At 57.7% G+C, this 18,253-nt stretch carries 9 protein-coding genes and 1 pseudogene; 9 read left to right on the plus strand and 1 reads right to left on the minus strand.

Annotation, left to right across the window (positions count from 1 at the left end; all coding sequences use genetic code 11):
- Positions 1 to 188: 188 nt before the first annotated feature.
- From IPN69_24150 to IPN69_24180, 7 genes and pseudogenes are all read left to right on the plus strand, one after another.
- Positions 189 to 1,659, plus strand: a pseudogene (locus IPN69_24150) (NADP-dependent isocitrate dehydrogenase).
- Positions 1,660 to 1,989: 330 nt separating this feature from the next.
- Complete coding sequence (locus tag IPN69_24155) at positions 1,990 to 6,597, plus strand: hypothetical protein (GenBank protein MBK8813803.1); 4,608 nt, start codon at positions 1,990 to 1,992, stop codon at positions 6,595 to 6,597.
- 225 nt (positions 6,598 to 6,822) lie between these two features.
- Complete coding sequence (locus tag IPN69_24160) at positions 6,823 to 11,991, plus strand: hypothetical protein (protein MBK8813804.1); 5,169 nt, start codon at positions 6,823 to 6,825, stop codon at positions 11,989 to 11,991.
- Between the two features lie 151 nt (positions 11,992 to 12,142).
- Positions 12,143 to 13,267, plus strand: coding sequence for a tetratricopeptide repeat protein (locus tag IPN69_24165; GenBank protein ID MBK8813805.1), 1,125 nt, complete (start codon positions 12,143 to 12,145; stop codon positions 13,265 to 13,267).
- A 62-nt stretch (positions 13,268 to 13,329) separates the two neighbouring features.
- Positions 13,330 to 13,599, plus strand: coding sequence for a hypothetical protein (locus tag IPN69_24170; GenBank protein MBK8813806.1), 270 nt, complete (start codon positions 13,330 to 13,332; stop codon positions 13,597 to 13,599).
- A complete protein-coding gene (gene purE / locus IPN69_24175; protein ID MBK8813807.1) occupies positions 13,596 to 14,117 on the plus strand; it encodes a 5-(carboxyamino)imidazole ribonucleotide mutase in 522 nt (173 codons plus the stop codon). The genes IPN69_24170 and purE overlap by 4 nt, the downstream gene beginning before the upstream one ends.
- Before the next feature lie 32 nt (positions 14,118 to 14,149).
- Positions 14,150 to 14,848 (plus strand): DNA alkylation repair protein, encoded by a 699-nt coding sequence (locus IPN69_24180; protein ID MBK8813808.1) that lies wholly within the window; start codon positions 14,150 to 14,152, stop codon positions 14,846 to 14,848.
- Positions 14,849 to 14,950: 102 nt separating this feature from the next.
- Here IPN69_24180 and IPN69_24185 read toward each other — a convergent pair whose 3' ends face one another.
- Entirely contained in the window at positions 14,951 to 16,774 is a 1,824-nt protein-coding gene (locus tag IPN69_24185; GenBank protein MBK8813809.1) for an SLC13 family permease, read from the minus strand.
- Between the two features lie 393 nt (positions 16,775 to 17,167).
- On the opposite strand from IPN69_24185, the gene IPN69_24190 reads away from it, so the two are divergent.
- On the plus strand, positions 17,168 to 17,860 hold the full coding sequence (locus tag IPN69_24190; protein ID MBK8813810.1) for a TIGR04283 family arsenosugar biosynthesis glycosyltransferase: 693 nt from the start codon (positions 17,168 to 17,170) through the stop codon (positions 17,858 to 17,860).
- A gap of 16 nt (positions 17,861 to 17,876) precedes the next feature.
- On the plus strand, positions 17,877 to 18,251 hold the full coding sequence (gene crcB / locus IPN69_24195) for a fluoride efflux transporter CrcB (GenBank protein ID MBK8813811.1): 375 nt from the start codon (positions 17,877 to 17,879) through the stop codon (positions 18,249 to 18,251).
- The last annotated feature ends 2 nt before the right edge of the window (positions 18,252 to 18,253 follow it).

The raw sequence follows: 18,253 nt of genomic DNA on the forward strand, positions 1-18,253 counted from the left end.
CCTTCAGGCGGCCGTTCGCTGATCTCAGTCTTCGTAATTCCGCGTTAAGGCCGCCTGAAGGCGGAACTCCAAACGGGACTCCGAACGGGACTCCGAACGGGCTGCTTTTGCGACTTGCGTCCATTTCCGCTAAAATCTTCCGTTTAGTCGTCATTACAAATTCATAACAGAGGGAACCAATAGAAATTATGTCAAATGCAGCTATTACAGTAGCGAAAGGGGACGGCATCGGCCCCGAGATCATGGACGCGACCCTGCACATTTTGAAAGAAGCTGGCGCGCGGATCGATATTGAAGAGATCGAGATCGGTGAAAAGGTCTATTTAAGCGGAAACTCAGCGGGCATCGCGCCCGAATCGTGGGAGAGCCTGCGCCGAACGAAGGTTTTTCTGAAGGCGCCGATCACGACCCCGCAGGGCGGCGGTTTCAAATCGCTCAACGTCACCGTCCGCAAGACGCTCGGCCTGTACGCCAACATCCGCCCGTGCGTTTCGTACCACCCGTTCATCAAGACGAAGCATCCGGTGATGGATATCGTCATCGTTCGTGAGAACGAAGAAGACACTTACGCCGGTATCGAATATCGCCAGTCGGATATGGTCGAGCAGTGTCTTAAGCTGATCTCCCGCCCGGGCTGCGAGAAGATCGTCCGTTACGCCTTCGAATACGCGGTCCTCAACAACCGCAAAAAAAATCACGGCGTTTATGAAGGACAACATTATGAAGCAGACCGACGGTTTGTTCCATCGTGTCTTTGACGAGATCGCCGCCGAGTATCCGTCGATCGAAGCCGATCACTGGATCGTCGATATCGGCGCCGCCAAGATGGCCGATACGCCGGAAGTCTTCGATGTCATCGTGATGCCGAATCTCTACGGCGATATCCTTTCCGACGTCGCGGCGCAGATCGCGGGTTCCGTCGGACTCGCCGGTTCGGCGAACATCGGCGAGCACATCTCGATGTTCGAAGCGATCCACGGCAGCGCGCCGCGCCGCGCCGGCCAGAATCTCGCAAATCCGTCAGGACTCTTCCTCGGCGCGATGATGATGATGGTTCACCTAAATCAGCCGGACATCGCTGAACTTGCACACAATGCCTGGCTGCGAACGATCGAAGACGGCGTTCACACGTACGACATCTTCAAGGACGGCGTCTCGAAAGAAAAGGTCGGCACGAAGGAATTCGCGCAGGCAGTTGTCGACCGTCTCGGTCAAAAACCGGAAACGCTCAAGGCCGTTGAATACAAGAAGGTCGAAGAGATCGCCGAAGCTGACCGCAAACCGATCTATTCGATCCGCGAGCCGCAAAAGAAAGAACTCGTTGGCGTCGACGTTTTCGTCAATTGGTGGAACGGGCAGTTTTACGGAGCGGGTGATGCGATCGGCGCCGAGATCGAAAAAGTCAACGGCGGCGGCCTGAAGCTTCAAATGGTTTCAAACCGCGGAACCAAAGTCTATCCAAAGGGAATGTCCGACACGTTCTGCGTCGATCACTGGCGCTGCCGCTTTGTGAGCGACAACGAAAATGTGGTCATCACGCACCGGCAGGTGATCGATCTCCTCGGCCGCTTCAATGCCGCCGGACTCGATTTTATCAAGACCGAACATCTCTACAACTTCGACGGCAAGCCGGGATACAGTCTTGGACAAGGACAGTAGAATTTGGGAATTGTGATTTGGGATTTGGGATTGGGACGGGGCTTCGGCTTCGTCCTTTTTTTCGTTTGGAGTTCCGCCTTCAGGTGGCCTGAGGACAGTGAGATTTCGGATTTGGGATTTGGGATTTGGGATTGGGACGGGGCTTCGGCTTCGTCCCTTTTTCGTTTGGAGTTCCGCCTTCAGGCGACCGAACGATGGGAACTTTTCCCCAACGATTTGGGAAAAAGTTCCAGCGTTGATCACCTTTCCGATCCCGAACCGCAATGCCAGGTGATCGGTGTTTTGGTTCAACAGTTGCAAAGGACTTTCGTAGCGGAGGTGTACATCGCTATGTTGAATCACACAATCTGGTCCCGATCCAGACTGGTCGGGCTCGCGATCCTGACAACGATCGCCACCACAATCTTGCTTATCTACGCCGCGGGTTCGAATGCCGCGGTTTTTTCGTTCGGCGGAGCCGGAAGCGGGCTGGTTTCGAATCCGTTGCCCGCGACCGGGCGATCCGCCCTCGATGCTCCGGAAACGACGTGCGCGCCGGCACCACCGGGAATGGTCGGCTGGTGGCCGGGTGACGGCAACACGACCGACGTCGTAGGTGGCAACAACGGTACTTTGGAAAACGGCGCGACATTCACGGCGGGGAAGGTCGGGCAGGGATTTGGTCTGGGTAGTGGTAGTTACGTTAGTCTGCCCAATTCGACTTCAACTCTTTTGAACGATTCGTCCGGCACGATCGCGGCGTGGGTCTACCCGACGGCTGTCGGCGACAATGACATCGTGGCCGCTTTCGGGAGCGGGGCCGACGGGCAAGGAATCGGGATCGGCGTTTGGACGACTGTCCGGATTTACCATCACACCGGTGCATACGATTGGCAGTCGAATACGCCGGTCAGCGCAAATACGTGGACATTCCTCGTTTACACTTGGGACAGCACGACCGAGCGAATCTACAAGGACGGCAGCTTCAGCGAAAGCCGACCGCGGAATTTCAATTATGTGCCGGGCGCTGCCCGTATCGGTCACGGTTTCTGGGGTGACCCCGCGAATCTCTTCCCGGGCCTGATAGATGAAGTCGCCATTTTCAACCGTACGCTCGACCCCGCTGAGATAACGTCAATCTATGACGCCGGCAGCGCTGGAATGTGCGGGATTAGCTGCACTGCGGCACCGAACGGAATGGTCAGTTGGTGGTCAGCGGACGGAAATGTCTTCGATATCGCCAACGGCTATCACGGCGCGCTGCGAAACGGGGCGACGTTCGTGCCGGGCAAGGTGGATCGGGCGTTCAGTTTTGACGGCATCGATGATTACTTCGAAGTCTCCTCGAATCCCGATTTGAACCTCATAAACGGTCTAACACTTGAAAGCTGGTTCTTCCGCCGCGCCGGTGGATCCGCGACCCTGTTCTCAAAAGCAGACTACAACGGCAGCGCATCGATTGCGTCCTACAATCTGCAGATCAACCCTGACGGCGCGGTTAACGTGGCGCTTTACGGCTCGTATCCCGCCGATAACTGGACCACCGTACCGGGTTTGGTCGGGACGGGGCGATGGTATCACATCGCTCTGACCTGGAACGGAACCTACGGACCGACCGACAATGTGCGGCTCTACCTTGACGGCGAACTCGTCCAGAGCTGGACCAAATCAGCAACTTTGCTCAACTCCAATACCGAGTCGCTGACGATGGGGTCGATGAAACCGCCGACATACTACGGTCGTTTCGACGGCCTTATGGATGAACCTCGGATCTTTAACCTGGCTCTCACTCAGACAGAGATCCGCGCGATCTATAACGCGAACCAGACCGGCATTTGCCGAACCTGCACACAGCCGCCAAGCGACCTGATCAGTTGGTGGAGCGGCGACGGAAACGCAAACGATCTGATCAGCGGTTACAACGGGATTCTCAAGAACGGCGCTGCATTCGCTTCCGGCAAGGTCGGCCAGGCATTTCTCCTCGATGGCGTGGACGATCACGTTCTTGCACCGAACACGACAAACATTAACGGCGGGACCGAATCCACCTACGACGCGTGGGTCTATCCGACGGCGGTACCGGCAGTTGATTCGTACTTTGGAATCCTGGGTGTCGGCGATTCGACGCTTCCGACCTGGACGACTCAGCAGTGCCGGCTTCTCTACTGGCGGCAGTCCGGTTCGCCGGCCGGATCGGCGAGATTCTATTTTGACTGCGGTCTCGACAATAACGAGAATCGCATCGGACGGCTCAGCGCAAACGACTACCCTATCGATTCGTGGAATTTCGTTTCCGCGGTTTTCAACAATGGCACGCTTGATCTCTATGTCAACGGCGTCCTCGACAACGGCGATTTGACGGGAACAGGCGGTTCATCGATCAACACGAATTCCGACAAATACGTCTGGATCGGCGCTCAGGTCAGGAACTCCGACGCTTCGCTTTACGTTCCGTTCAAGGGAAAGATCGACGAGCCGGAGATCTTCAGCAGGGCACTGACCGCGACTGAGATAATCGCGATCTACAACGCCGGCAGCGCGGGCAAGTGCAGGCCGGCACTTGGCAAGGCATACGTCCCGAACGGCGGCGGCGGCACGGTGTCGGTGATCGACGTTGCAACGAGTGCCGTCGACGCGACGATCACGGCCGGAACCGGCTACGGATTCGTAGCGATCAAAAATGACGGGTCAAAGGCATACGTCAGCGGCGCGGCCTTGAGCAAGATCTCGGTGATAGACACCTCGGCCAACACGCTGCTCACGGAATTCACGCTTCCCGGCGCCACGCACGGTCTGGCAGTCAACCTCGCCGGGACGCGGCTTTATGTCGCCCAGGAATCCGGAAACTCCGTCTGGGTGCTCGACGCAGATTCGGGCGCATTGCTCGCGACCGTTCCGATCGGCGTGAATCCCTTTGGCGTCGCGATAACGCCCGACGGTTCGCGGGTCTATACCTCCAACTATAGCAACGGATCGGTATCGGCGATCCGAACGTCGGACAACAGCGTGGTCACGATTCCGACCGGAAGTTTGCCCTACGGCATCGCGGCGTCGCCTGATTCCTCGCGAGTCTATGTCGCGAATTACGGGAGCAATTCGGTTTCGGTGATCGACACGGCGACAAATACGATCGTCGCCGATGTCGCGTTCCAGTTTCCGACGGGGATTGCAGTGAACAAGGCCGGAACACGCGTTTATGTCGGCAGCGACACGAACAACATTCTATCGATCGACACCTCGAACAACATCGGCAGCTTGATTCCCGTTGGCCGAAGGACGGTGGGAATATCGGTCAGCCCCGACGGAAGCCGCGTTGCGGCCGCCGCACGAATCAACAATCAAGTCGTGATAGTCAACACTGGGTCGAATTCGGTCATCGACATTGCGGTCGGCGACGCACCGCATTCGCTCGGGCTGTTCATTGCTCAGGGCTTAACGGCAACGTCGCCGGCGGCGCCCGATTCCTGTGACCCGAAACCGGTCGGAATCACGCATTGGTGGCGCGGTCAGGGCAACGCGCTCGATGCTCAGAAGGGCATACACGCAACGCCCGTCAATCACACGACCTTCGCTCCCGGCATCGTCGGGAAGGCGTTCAGCTTTGACGGCGTTGACGATTATGCGTCGGCTCCGGCGTTCGATATGGGCCCAAACTGGACGATCGAAGGCTGGATAAAACCGGTCGCCTGTTCCGATAACGCACATTGTATGATGATCACCCGCAGCATCGGCGGAACGGATGGACTGGTGCTCGGTTATATGGGACCGAGTCATTCGGCGGCGAACGAGTTTCAGCTCAACATCGGCGGGCCTGGCTGGGACGTGATCCTGCGTTCCCGTTCAAAGTATTCTCCCGGAACCTGGTATCACGTCGCCGCAACGAAGAACGGCGACAACTATCGGCTCTATGTGAACGGCGGCCTCAAGGACGAAGTAACGATCGCGGGCGTCTCGGCGGTCTATCAGTCGAGAGAAATTGCCCTCGGAAGGTGGAACTGGGGCGCATCCCCATCATATACGAACGGCATGATCGATGAAGTCGCGATTTACAAACGCGCGCTGTCGTCTGCGGAGATCTTTGGAATCTATTTCGCTGATACATACGGAAAATGCGCCGCCGGAATGTCCAACACCGACCTTGACGGCGATATGTCGACCGACCTGACGATCTTCCGTCCGAACGGGGCGACCGGCACCGAATGGTGGACGCTGAGGTCCTCGACCGGCGGCAACTGGGCGGCGCAGTTCGGCGACCCGACCGACAGGATCGTCGCCGAGGACTTCACCGGCGACGGCAAAACGGACGTCGCCATCTTCAGGCCGTCCAACAGCAACTGGTACATCCTCCGCAGCGAGGACTACTCGTACTATTCGTTCCCGTTCGGCACGACGGGCGACATCGCCGTCCCGGCCGACTATGACGGCGACGGCATCGCCGACCCGGCCGTCTACAGGCCGTCGACGGGTGTCTGGTACATCGCGCGGTCGACCGGCGGCCTCGGCCAGGAACGCTTCGGCTTCCCGACCGACAAGCCGGTCCCGGCCGACTACGACGGCGACGGCCGGATCGACATCGCCATCTACCGTCCGTCGAACGGCCAGTGGTGGCTCAATCGGACGACCGAAGGGCTTGTCGTCCACACGTTCGGCAATGACGCCGACTACAACGTCCCCGGTGATTTTACCGGCGACGGCAAGGCGGACGTCGCCATCTTCAGGCCGTCCGACAACAACTGGTACGTCCTCAGAAGCGAGGACTACACTTACTATTCCTTCCCGTTCGGCGCGGCCGGCGATATCCCGGCGGCCGGCGACTTTGACGGCGACGCCGTCTTCGACGCCGCCGTCTTCCGGCCGTCCGACGGCAAATGGTACCTGAAACGCTCGACGGCAGGAATCACCGTCATCCCGTTCGGAGCGCCGGGCGACATCCCGGTCCCGGGCGCGTTCATCAGGTGATGTGCACCGCCTTCAGGCGGCTTGCGGGACGAGGCTTCGGCCACGTCCCGCCTTTTTTGTTTGGAGTTCCGCCTGAAGGCGGCCGAACGATGGGAACTTTTCCCCAACGATTTGGGAAAAAGTTCCAGCGTTGATCGCCTTTCCGATCCCGAACCGCAATGTCAGGTGATCGATGGTTTGGTTCAACAGTTGCAACGAACCTCGATAGCGGAGGTGTACATCGCCATGTTGAATCAAACAATCTGGTCCCGATCGCGCTTGATCGGGCTCGCGATCCTGATAACGATCGCCACGACAATCTTGCTTATCTACGCCGCGGGTTCGAATGCCGCGGTTTTTTCGTTCGCGGGACAAACGAACGGGTTCTCGGAGCTTGCACAAGCCAATACCGCGAAACCATTCAGCTTGCCGGCCCCTGATCCATCGCCGACCTGTGTTCCAATCCCGAACGGGCCGATCTCCTGGTGGGCCGCGGAAAACAACGCCGGCGACAACCTGAATCGAAACAATGCCGTACTGCAAGGGAACACGGGGTTTACCGCCGGAAAGGTCGGCAGGGCCTTCAACCTCGATGGTGACGGTGATTTTGTCCAAGTCGCGGCACCCGTTGGGCTACCGGTCGGCAATTCGCCGCGAACCGTCGAGGTATGGTTCAAGATACCGTCGCCGCAGATCTACAATTCGATGCCGATATTCCAATACGGAACGGCGTCAGACAAGAATATGTTCGGGCTTATTACCGGAAGCAGCCGTCACGTGCACTTTTACGGGCACAACTATGATCTTGACGGAACAACCCCGCTTGAGCCCGATACCTGGTATCACGCAGCCGTCACCTACGACGGCACAAATCTCGCACTCTATTTGAACGGCCAGTTCGAAGGCGGGGGTGCGTATCCGCTTGTCAATACAGTCCTTAATGCGAACGGCATCACGATCGGAGCACGGCCGGGATCGGATACGATGACAGGTCAGATCGACGAGCCGACGATCTACGGTCGGGCCTTGACGCAGGCTGAGATTCAGGCGATCTACAACGCCGGAAACAATGGGAAGTGCAGCGTCTGCTCGCCACCACCGGACGGAACGGTCAGCTGGTGGCGCGGCGAGAACAATTCCACGGACGTTTACGGCCTCAACGACGGAATACTGCAGAACGGCGCGTCTTTTGACGTTGGCAAAGTCGGTCGCGGTTTCAGATTCAGCGTTCCGGGACAGCACGTCGAGATTCCCGACAGTCCGAGCCTGCGTCCCACGGGCGGACTGACACTGGACGGTTGGTTCAGGTTCGACACCGCAAATCCGCAGGCGGCGCTGATTTCGAAACCTTACCTGACGGGTTTGTCGAACGCGTACGTCGTTTGGATGCAAGGGGGCGCGCTCAACGCCGGAATTGTCGGCGGGGTCCTGAGCTATCCGTTCAGCCCGACAGTCGGGCAGTGGTATCACATCGCCTACACCTACGATGAATCGACGACGCTCCATCGGCTGTACATTGACGGCAACATCGTCGCGTCGACCGTCTTCAACTCGGACCTCACATACGACAGCGCTTCACTGCTGATCGGAATGGATAAGGACGGCAACGCTCCGGTTCTCGAGTTGGTCGGAATGGCCGACGAGGTCGGAGTTTCCGAACGCGCGATGACTCCGGTGGAGATCCAATCGACCTTCAACGCCGGTTCGTCAGGAAAGTGCGTCGAGACCTGCGCCCCGCCGCCGAACGGAATGGTAGGGTGGTGGCCAAGCGATGGAAATTCGTTCGATATCGTGAACGGAAACCACGGAAGTTTGGTCAATGGTGTGACGTATGGAGCCGGAAAGGTTGACCGGGCGTTCGGCTTCAATCCGGCAAGTCAACAATACGTTTCCATTCCACAGGCTGATCAGCTTCTTTCAAATTCGGCAGGAGCAATCACCGTATGGGTTAACCCGGCATCGCAAGGCTCATTCAAGATAGTCGCCGCCTTCGGAAGCGGCAATCCGGGCGAAGCCGTTGGATTGGCTCTGAACGGCAATGTTCGCATTTACCACCATACGGACACCTTCGACTGGCAGACCGGGGTTCCCGTCAGCGCCAACGCGTGGACATTCCTCGCCTACACTTGGGACGGGACTACCGAAAGACTGTACAAAGACGGATCACTGGCAGAGAGCCGGCCGAGGAATTTCAACTACGTTCCCGGCAATTCCCGAATCGGCTACGGGTTCATCAACGACGCGAGTTTGTTTTTCGGAGGTTTAGTCGACGAGCTTTCGATCTTCAACCAGACGCTGAACGCCGCTCAGATCTCGGCGATTTACGATGCCGGCGGTTCAGGCGTCTGCCGAACCTGCACACAGCCGCCTACCGGCCTGATCAGTTGGTGGCCCGGCGATGGAAATCCGAACGACATTCGCCAAGGATACAACGGAACAGTTCACGGCAATCCAATGCCGTACGCAAGCGGATTGATCGGAAATGCGTTCGCGTTTGATGGAACGGACGATTTCGTTTCTATTCCGGCGATTCCCGAAATGAATTTCGGAACCGGCGGCTTCACTGTGGAGTTTTGGATGAAGAGCAACAACTCGAGCAGGCGGATGAATGCGGTTGCCTTTGTGCCGAATTACCCGATAAGCAATTTGATTTTCGACTTCAACGATCCTGATCCGCCCTCTCCCGGACTTTGGGTCTATTGGAACAGCAACGGTACCAAGGCGATTTTTGCCGGAACCTCCGGACAGTATACCAACGGTCAATGGCACCACATTGCGCTAACAAGGATCGGAACGACGTTGACGCTTTACATCGACGGCGTTGCCGTCGGGTATGAAACGTCTTCCGAGACTTTCAACCTGAGCTCGACGACGAGCTATATCGGCAGTGGCCCCGGCTCGGCGATGTGGGACGGCTTGGTGGATGAGCTCGGAATTTTCGGCCGCGGACTCGAACAAGCCGAGATCCGGGCAATCTACAACGCGGGCAACACCGGCAAGTGTCGGCCCGGTCTCGGCAAGGCCTACATACCCAACGGTGGCGACGGCACGGTCTCGGTGATCGATATCGGGACCGGCACGGTCGATGCGACGATCACGGCACCGCAGCAGTTCGGTTTCGTTACCATCAAGAACGACGGGTCCAAAGCCTACGTCAGCGGTGCCGCGCTGAGCAAGGTCACGGTCATCGATACGGCGACGAATGAGGTGCTTACGGATTTCACTCTGCCCGGTGCGACCCACGGGCTCGCGGTTGATGTGACCGGCACCAAGCTCTATGTCGCTCAGGAGTTCGGCAATTCCCTCTGGGTGCTCAACGCCGACACCGGGGCGCTGTTGGCGACTGTCCCGATCGGCGCGAACCCTTACGGCGTCGCGGCAAGTCCGGACGGATCCCGCGTTTATACCGCCAACTACAGCAACGGCAGCGTTTCGATGATCAGGACATCCGACCTCAGCGTCGAGACTTTCCCGACCGGAAACGTTCCTTACGGCATCGCGGTGACGCCTGATTCCTCGAAGGTCTATGTCGCAAACTCCGGAAGCAACACGGTTTCGGTAATCGACACGGCAACCAACAACATTACCGCGAACATCAGTTTCCCGTGTCCGACCGGCGTCGGGGTCAACAAGTCGGGAACGCAGGCATATGTCGGCAGTTGTTCGGCCAACAACGTCCTTCGTATCAACACATCGGACAATTCGACCGATCTGATCCCTGTCGGCGCGACGACCGAGGGAATTTCTGTCAGTCCGGACGGAAGCCGGATACTGGCGGCCGCCAGGACCGGCAATGCCGTGCTCAGCATCAACGCGTCGACCAACAACGTGACCTCGATCCCGGTGGGTAGCGCCCCGTACTCGCTCGGGCTGTTCATTGCGCAGGGTTACACGGCAACGCCGCCGGTGGCGCCCGATTCCTGTGCCCCGAAACCGGCCGGAATCACGCATTGGTGGCGCGGCCAGGGCAATGCGCTCGATATGCAGAAGGGCATTCACGCGACGCCCGTCAATCACACGACATACGCTCCCGGCATCGTCGGGAAGGCGTTCAGCTTCGACGGCGTTGACGACTATGCGTCGGTCCCCGCGTTCGATATGGGCACGAACTGGACGGTGGAAGGCTGGATCAATCCGGCCGCCTGCTCGGACAACCAACACTGCACGATGTTCGCGCGGAGCAACGGAAACTTCGACGGGCTCCTCATAACGTACCTCGGCGCAGGCCATCCGCGGAACAACGAATTCGCCTTTGACGTCGGCAACGGGAGCATATGGCAGGTGGCGCTCAACTCATCCTCGAAGTACAGCATCGGCAGCTGGTATCACGTCGCCGCGACCAAAAACGGCGACACATATCGGCTCTATGTCAATGGAGTTCAGCGGGCAGAGCAAACGCTCGCCGGTGCCTCGACCCAGTATCAGAGCCGCGACAACAGGCTCGGCCGCTGGAACTATGGGACCGACGCGTACCTGAACGGCAAGATCGACGAGGTCGCGGTTTACAACCGAGCGCTTTCGGCTACCGAGATCAAGGTGATCAGCGACGTTGGCGGATACGGCAAATGCGCCGCCGGAATGTCCAACACCGACCTTGACGGCGATATGTCGACCGATCTGACGATCTTCCGGCCGGCGGGTGCGACCGGCACCGAATGGTGGACGCTGAGGTCCTCGACCGGCGGCAACTGGGCGGCGCAGTTCGGCGACCCGACCGACAGGATCGTCGCCGAGGACTTCACCGGCGACGGCAAAACGGACGTCGCCATCTTCAGGCCGTCCAACAGCAACTGGTACATCCTCCGCAGCGAGGACTACTCGTACTATTCGTTCCCGTTCGGCACGACGGGCGACATCGCCGTCCCGGCCGACTATGACGGCGACGGCATCGCCGACCCGGCCGTCTACAGGCCTTCGACCGGTGTCTGGTACATCGCGCGGTCGACCGGCGGCCTCGGCCAGGAGCGCTTCGGCTTCCCGACCGACAAGCCCGTCCCGGCCGACTACGACGGCGACGGCCGGATCGACATCGCCATCTACCGTCCGTCGAACGGCCAGTGGTGGCTCAACCGCACGAACGAAGGGCTTGTCGTCCACACGTTCGGCAATGACGCCGACTACAACGTCCCCGGCGACTTTACCGGCGACGGCAAGGCGGACGTCGCCATCTTCAGGCCGTCCGACAACAACTGGTACGTCCTCAGAAGCGAGGACTACACTTACTATTCCTTCCCGTTCGGCGCGGCCGGCGATATCCCGGCGGCCGGCGACTTTGACGGCGACGCCGTCTTCGACGCCGCCGTCTTCCGGCCGTCCGACGGCAAATGGTACCTGAAACGCTCGACGGCGGGCATCACCGTCATCCCGTTCGGAGCGCCGGGCGACATCCCGGTCCCGGGCGCGTTCATCAGGTGATGTGCACCGCCTTCAGGCGGCTTGCGGGACGAGGCTTCGGCCACGTCCCGCCTTTTTTGTTTGGAGTTCCGGCCCGCGCCCGGGCTACGCCGCGGTCGAAGTATTGTTCGGCACGCGGCTTGCTACGAGGTATAGACGGGAGGACAAGACTATGAAGAAGATGTTCCTTGGCAAAGTTTTTCTCCTGACAGCACTCGTTGCGGCGTCGTTCGCTCAGGACGATGCATTCCGGCAAGGCCTGGATCAGTTCAACGCTGGCCGATACGAGCAGGCGATCGTTGCGTTTCAAAAAGCGGTCGAAGCATCCCCGTCGAATTATGCCGCGCTTTACAACATCGGGCTATGTCATTACAAACTTGAGCGTTATGACAAAGCGGTGGAGTTTTTTCGCGGTGCGGTACGAATAAAACCCGATTACACCGTTGCTTATGTTCAGCTCGGAAACGCCCTCGATTATCTTGATCGTTACAGTGAAGCGATTGCGGCGTATCAAAAGGCGATCGAGATCGATCCGGCAAATTCGGACGCCTATTTCGAACTGGGCGTTGCGCATTACCGCAAGAATCTCTTTTCGGAGTCGATAAAGGCTTTCCAGCGGTGCGTTGCGATTGACCCGACAAATGCGGAGGCATACTATCGTCTCGGAATCGATTATCGGGAACTCGATGACGAAGCGAACGCCGTCAGTGCCTTCCGGAAATCGGTGGATCTTGGAGTCAGGAATGGTTTGGCGCAGTATGAGCTGGCGAAGATCTATCGCGACCGTGATCAGGTTGACGATGCCGTGCAAATGTTCAAGGAAGCGGTCAGGTTGAAGCCCGATCTCGCGGACGCCCACAAGCGGCTCGGCGACCTTTATGTCGATCTGGAGAGGTTCGACGACGCGATCGGGGCATTCCGCGAAGCGATCCGCATCGAGCCTGACTTTGTAGCTGCGCACCTCGGACTCGGCAACGCATACTACAATCAGGAGCTTTACGCCGAATCGATACCGCATTACAAAAAGACCGTCGAATTGAACCCGGACTATGTCGTCGGAAACGTTTATCTTGCGGATGCGTATCTGAATTCGAAACAGTACGAACTTGCAGTTCCGTACTATCAAAAGGCGATCGCACTCGATTCGAATCGCACCGACGCATACTACAGCCTTGGGATTTGTTACGTTAATCTGAAGAATCCCGAGTCGGCCCGCGTTCAGTATGAGAAGTTGAAAACGCTGGACGATGATTTGGCGACGAAGTTGCTCGACGCGATCCAGAAGATGAAGGAATAACGAGAGTAACATCGAATGCTTCGGCGCTCGTCCGAGATCGCGCCTCGGGGGTGGTTTACGAAATGACAAGAACACACGAATGCCCGATATGCAGGAAACCGGCAGACCATTGGGACCGGTATCCAAAACAGGTTTGCACCGATTGCGCCTCGCGCACGAGCGACCAGTTCGGCCGGGGCGTCCTATTCTCGAACGATGATTTGGCGGGCGGACTGGTCGCGACTTACAATGACGATGGCGCGCCGTACGCGAGTCCGTATTGTTGGATCGACGGAGTTGCCTGCATCGCCGACGAACATCGCTTCGGCGGGATCGTGATCGAGGTTGAATGAACAAATCCAAAAACAAGATTTCGAAATCCAAGATCGAGAAACCCTTGGTTGCAGTGATCATGGGCAGTTCGTCCGACTGGGAAACGATGAAAAACGCGTCCGAGACCCTCGGCGAGTTTGGGGTCGCGCACGAATGCAAGGTCGTCTCTGCCCATCGGACCCCGGATCTGCTGTTTGAATTCGCAAAATCCGCGGAGTCGCGCGGCGTCGAGGTGATAATCGCCGGTGCCGGCGGCGCCGCCCATCTTCCGGGAATGTGCGCTTCACAGACAGTTCTGCCGGTGCTCGGCGTACCGGTTCAAAGCAAGGCGCTTTCCGGGATGGATTCACTGCTTTCGATAGTTCAGATGCCGGCCGGAGTTCCGGTCGGAACGCTCGCGATCGGGACGGCCGGAGCCAAGAACGCCGCGTTGTTGGCGATCTCGATCCTCGCCAATTCCCGGCCTGACTTGCGACGAAAGCTCCACGAATTTCGGAATGCGCAAACGAAAGCGGTTCTGGAAAGCGATCTGCCCTAGTGTTGCGGAACGAGATATCCGCCCAACGGAAATTGAAATCCTTAGAAATCATCAAGGCTATCGAATCACTTGGCGATCCCAAGAACGTCGCCGGGATGGCGCGGTATGCGATCGTGACCGAAAAAGCGTTCGGCGTCCCTGCTCCGCAGCTTAAAGAACTCGCGAAACAGATCAAGAAACAGACGGCGGACCGTCACGCGTTGGCACTCGAGCTTTGGCAAACACGAATTCACGAAGCGCGCGCGATCGCCTACCTGATCGACGATCCGAAGCAGGTAACCGATCGCCAAATGGAAGAGTGGGTGGCTGACTTTGATAATTGGGCGATCTGCGACGGCACTTGCGGCCATCTCTTCTGCCGGTCGCCGCTTGCCTATGCCAAAGCCTACGAATGGTCGGCCCGCGAATTAGAGTTCGTGAAACGCGCCGGCATCGTTTTGATGGCCTGGCTCGCGGTCCACGACAAGAAGGCCGACGATGCCCGGATCGCCGAATTCCTTCCGGTATTGGAATCAAAAGCCGGCGACGAGCGGAACTTCATCAAAAAAGCGGTCAACTGGTCGCTCCGCCAGATCGGCAAGCGGAGTCCTGGACTTAACCGGCTCGCCGTCGAATCCGCTGAGCGAATCAAGGCTCAGAACACAAGATCGGCGCGCTGGATCGCTTCAGACGCGCTCCGGGAACTGAAGAACGAGAAAACTCTTGATCGGTTGTTGAAGAAAGGCGGTTGACAAACGGAATCGACTTTGTTTTGCTGCTTCGTCGCGCTCCGCGCTCATTGCAAGCGGGGACGCTTGCGCTCCAGTGCGCTCCAGTCGCGAACGAACACCGAATCAGCGAATCTCGAAGTTCCAGACAATCGGCAAGAGAATCATCACGGCGATGAAGAGAATGATCGTCATCGGGATCCCGATCTTCATAAAGTCCCGGAAATTATAGCCGCCGGGACTCATCACCATAATGTTGACGGGATGCCCCAACGGCGTGATGAAGGCCATCGAACTTGCCAATGCGACGCCCATCACAAGAGAGCGCGGATCGATCCCGACCTGCGTCGCGATCTGGATCGCGACCGGGCCGATGATCGCCACGACGGCGGCGCCATTCATCGCCTGAACCAGGATCGTCGTCACCAAAAAGATACCGGCGAGCAACGCGAGCGGTCCGTATGGCCCGAGTGTCGAGACAATTCCCGTCGCGACGATCCCGGCGGCATTGGTTTTCGTCAGCGCGATTCCCATCGGCAGAAGTCCGGCGACGAGGAAAACGGTCGTCCAACCGATTGACGCGTAAGCCTGTTCCGTTGTGACGATCCCAACGATCATCATTGCAACCGCGCCGGCGAGCATTATCGGGCCCGTGAGTTCGGGATAGAACGCCGCGAACGCGAGCGTCGCGACGATGATCGCGATCGCCGCGCGGCCTTTGTTCGGGACCGTGATCTCCTGATTCTCCTTCGACAACAAGACGATAAGATCTTGGTTATCGCGCACGACCGACAGTTTCTCGCGTGGCCCCTGAAGCAGCAAGGCGTCACCGAACTGCAACGGAATCTCCGAAAGATCGATAAAGAACTCCTGATCGCCGCGCCAGATCGCCAGCACGTTCATTCCGTACTTCTCGCGAAAGTGCGCACTTCGAAGCGTTTGGTCGATCAACCGCGAACGAGGCGCGACGATCGCTTCGATGACAACTGCGGCCCGTGATTCGAGATCTTCTTCGTGCCATTCCGTCGCCGGGAGAAACTCCATATACGGCTCAACGTCGCGTTGCCGGAAATCGACTTCGTCGCCCTCAAGAATGAGGACGTCGCGATCCTTGATCTCGGTCTGCGGCGAGATCGTGAGCAATCGTTTGCCGTTGCGTTCGATGGCGACGATGCTGACGCTGAAATCCTCTCGCAACGTGCACTCGGCAAGCGTCTTGCCGATCAGAAACGATTTTTTCGGCACGCGCGCCCGAAACAGCCGGCGGTCGAGATGATAGGTTTCAATGAGGTCATTCTGCTCCTGCGTGCTCGGGGCCTGCGTTCGCTCGAGCAGCGATGTGCCGCCAGGCAGAGCGTTACGGCCAAAAAAGGCGACGTAGGAGATTCCGATGACCGCGAGCGGCAGACCGACCGGAGCAAAATCCAAAAGCCCGTATCCCTGCAGGTTGTTATCGTGAAGCATCGAGCTGAGAATGATGTTGGCGGTCGTCAGGAGCGTGGCCATCCCGCCGAGCGTTGTCCCGAACGCGAGCGGCATCATCAGTTTTGCGGTGCTGACCCGGGACTTTTGCGCCGCCCCGGAAACCGCGGGAAGCAGCACCGCGGCGGCGGCGATGTTGTTCATAAACAGTGACAAGAAGGCCCCGGCCATCATCGTCGTAACGATCAGCCGAAGTTCGCTTTTCCCGCCGACCTTCAAAAGGATGTTTCCGACCTGTTCGCTGACGCCGCTGCGCCGCAGAGCCTCGGCGATGATGAAGATGGCTATGATCGTGATTACAGCCGTGCGGCTGAAGCCTGAAAACGCTTCCTGAGGCGTCAAAATGCCGGTCAGCCCGAACGCGACAACGGTTAGAAGCGCGGTCAGATCTCCCGGAATCTTGTCCGTAAAAAACAAGATCAACGCGACGATCAAGATGACAAAGGTAACTGTGAGTTGGAAGTCCATTGCGAACAAAACATAGAGTATAGTCTCATAAGCAATCGCGCGCAATAAATGGGGAAAGTGCCGAACCATCAAACATCAGCTTTCTTCTATCAACCATTCCGAGTTTGGGGGACCGTTTCCGGAATAGCTGAAAGTGGATAATTGAAAGTTGTGGAACCCGTAACGATTAACTCGCATCTATCAACTGTTCCGGAAAGGGGAACTTTTTCCGGAATAGTTGAAAGTGGATAATTGAAAGCTGAAAGTTGCGGAACCAATCAACTCACAGCTATCAACTATTCCGGAAATGGAGACTGTTTGGCGAATAGCTGAAAGTTGCGGAACCAATCAACTTTTAACTCTCAGCTATCAACTATTCCGAACGGAAAAACCTGAAAGTTCGCAAATTTGAGTATGCACGTGTCAGTAATCATTCCGACATTTAACGAGGAACTCACGATCCGCAAGACTCTAGACGCGGTTACGCGGCTCGTGAATGTCGATGAGATCATCATCGTCGACGGCGGAAGTTCCGATGAAACGGTCGCGATCATCGAACAGGCAACGCCGTCAAAACCGTTGAAACTGATCAACCTCGGGATCGCGAATCGCGGCTTGCAAATGCACGAAGGCACCAAACACGCGGCGCACGAGATCTACTGGTTCCTACACGCAGACACGCGTCCGGTTCAAGGCTCCGCGCGGATGATAAAGCAGCGTCTCCGCTACGATGAGATCGTCGGCGGAAGTTTCGCGATCATCTTCGACGGCGGCAGCCGCTGGGCAAAGTTCTTGACGTGGCTTTATCCGCATCTGCGATCGATCGGACTCGTTTACGGCGACTCGGCGATGTTCGTGAGGCGTTCGACTTACGAAGAGGTTGGCGGATTTCGCGACTATCCGCTTTTCGAGGATGTCGATCTTTACAAGCGCCTGCGCAAAAAGGGAACGTTCGATTTCATCCCCCTTCCGGCGACGACCTCGTCGCGCCGTTTTCAGAACGACTCGTTCATTTGGACGTTTTCGAAGTGGTCGCTTTTTCAGGGACTCTACTGGATCGGCGTGCCGACTCGCGTTTTGGCGAAACGTTATAAAGCGATACGATAGCCGGAATATGGAAACTCTGACAAGAATCCTTTCAATCGCCGCCGGCGGAGCCCTCGGTTCGGTGGCGCGCTATCTGATCAACGTCTCGCCGCTTCATCGGCTTTTCGACAAGTTCCCGTTTCCGACTTTTTTCATCAACGTCACGGGCTCGTTCGCGATCGGATTTCTGCTTATTCTTTTCACAGACAAACTCCAGGTCAGCGACAACTTCCGCTTCGCGGTTATGGTCGGATTTCTCGGCGCGTTCACGACGTTCTCGACATTCGAACTCGAGATCTGGGGGCTGGTCAAGGAAAACCAGTTCTTGACCGCATTCCTTTACCTGTTCCTCAGCGTCGCCCTCGGATTCGCCGGAGTCATTGCCGGCGCCAGTCTGGCACGAAAATTCTGATT

It is taken from the genome of Acidobacteriota bacterium (assembly GCA_016715115.1).
Lineage (GTDB): Bacteria > Acidobacteriota > Blastocatellia > Pyrinomonadales > Pyrinomonadaceae > JAFDVJ01.

Bases quoted from the DNA above. Each gene is read 5' to 3' on its own strand.
- IPN69_24155 (MBK8813803.1), top strand. From the start codon at position 1,990: ATGTTGAATCACACAATCTGGTCCCGATCCAGACTGGTCGGGCTCGCG.
- IPN69_24160 (MBK8813804.1), top strand. From the start codon at position 6,823: ATGTTGAATCAAACAATCTGGTCCCGATCGCGCTTGATCGGGCTCGCG.
- IPN69_24165 (MBK8813805.1), top strand. From the start codon at position 12,143: ATGAAGAAGATGTTCCTTGGCAAAGTTTTTCTCCTGACAGCACTCGTT.
- IPN69_24170 (MBK8813806.1), top strand. From the start codon at position 13,330: ATGACAAGAACACACGAATGCCCGATATGCAGGAAACCGGCAGACCAT.
- purE (MBK8813807.1), top strand. From the start codon at position 13,596: ATGAACAAATCCAAAAACAAGATTTCGAAATCCAAGATCGAGAAACCC.
- IPN69_24185 (MBK8813809.1), bottom strand. From the start codon at position 16,774: ATGGACTTCCAACTCACAGTTACCTTTGTCATCTTGATCGTCGCGTTG.
- IPN69_24190 (MBK8813810.1), top strand. From the start codon at position 17,168: ATGCACGTGTCAGTAATCATTCCGACATTTAACGAGGAACTCACGATC.